The following is a 369-nucleotide window of genomic DNA, read 5'->3' as shown; positions in this document are numbered from 1 at the left end:
TGCGCGCTGCGTCGCGCCCCAGCCGCCATAGCCGCCGTACTCGCGCACGGGCGACCAGTCCGGCATCGCGGACGGAATCGGCGCGTCGTGCGACGCGAACGGTCCCGCGCCCCACACGATCCTGCCGCCGACCACCGTCAGCAACGCCGTCGTGCCCGCGATGTCGTCCTCCGCGCACGCGAAGAAATCGCGATCCGGGACCACCAGGTCGGCAAGCTGCCCGACCGCGATGCGCCCCTTCTTGCCTTCCTCGTTCGAGAACCACGTCACGTACTCGGTCCACATGCGCAGCGCCGTTTCGCGATCGAGCAGGTTGCGCTGCGGATACATGCGCAGGCCGCCGACCGTCTTGCCCGTCACGAGCCATGA

The 369-nt window shown here is 69.6% G+C and carries 1 protein-coding gene; it reads right to left on the bottom strand.

The genetic code is table 11. The features are described from left to right. The coding region (locus ACV22V_RS32615) for an amidohydrolase family protein (RefSeq protein ID WP_448016851.1) at window positions 1–369 on the bottom strand (369 nt) is incomplete at both ends.

This window comes from Burkholderia sp. AW33-5 (genome assembly GCF_053427615.1).
Note: the sequence above shows the minus strand (reverse complement) of the source record. Positions and strands in the feature narration are given on the sequence as shown.